Origin of the sequence: Photorhabdus akhurstii, assembly GCF_018448925.1 — a bacterium.
GTDB lineage: Bacteria > Pseudomonadota > Gammaproteobacteria > Enterobacterales > Enterobacteriaceae > Photorhabdus > Photorhabdus akhurstii.
In genome coordinates this window covers 1-659 of the sequence record NZ_RCWE01000116.1, presented here as the reverse complement: position 1 = coordinate 659, position 659 = coordinate 1, and the positions used below count along the sequence as shown (strand labels likewise).

The following is a 659-nucleotide window of genomic DNA, read 5'->3' as shown; positions in this document are numbered from 1 at the left end:
CATGCCCTCTTGTTCTTTCAGATAATCCCAGGGCAATACCAGACTGAGGTAAGAACTACTGTCGTCACCATCATCCTCATCGGAATCTAGGTAATGCATCAGATAGCGAGGGGCTTCATAGAGATTTCTAGCGTCACTAACATCCCAACTAGAGGGCTGGTTTTTTTTCTGATTAAGAATACCTTCTTCCACCTTGACTATATTTTCCGGGGAATATTTTTTTAGCCCTTTTAGCTCATGAGTATGAAAACGCAGATGGGTACCAAACTCTTCGCGAAAGCGACGATAACAGGCCAGAATGCGTTGTTTTTTCTCCGGGGTGTAGCCTTGTTTAAAAAACAGGGTGATAGAAATCCCAAGACGAGAAACGGTCAGCCCATCGCCATTGAGGAAGGTAAACGCGGTCAGTTGTGATTTCAACTGGGCAAAGTAATCTGAAGTTTCCATATTCTCTCCATTAATTATGAGGCGGTGGCGAATGTCACACTCGCCAATATTGCCAGAACGGCGGCTAACGCGGCGGCGCTGACTGCGGCAGCGGCAGCTAAAATTTCCACCAGTGCAATCAATGCGGCAGCGACGGCAAGGGTGACAAGGATAACAACGGCAACACCGGCAATAATCACCACCATTTCCAGCATGCCTTCCCCCACCTCTTT

1 protein-coding gene and 1 pseudogene are annotated in these 659 nt (G+C 47.5%); both read right to left on the bottom strand.

The genetic code is table 11. The features are described 5' to 3' along the window. Positions 1-447: type VI immunity family protein (locus EAE93_RS24000; protein ID WP_332009643.1), on the bottom strand; the 447-nt coding region annotated here is incomplete at its 3' end. A gap of 14 nt (positions 448-461) precedes the next feature. After that, positions 462-659: pseudogene (locus tag EAE93_RS23995) on the bottom strand (VRR-NUC domain-containing protein); the annotation flags it as partial.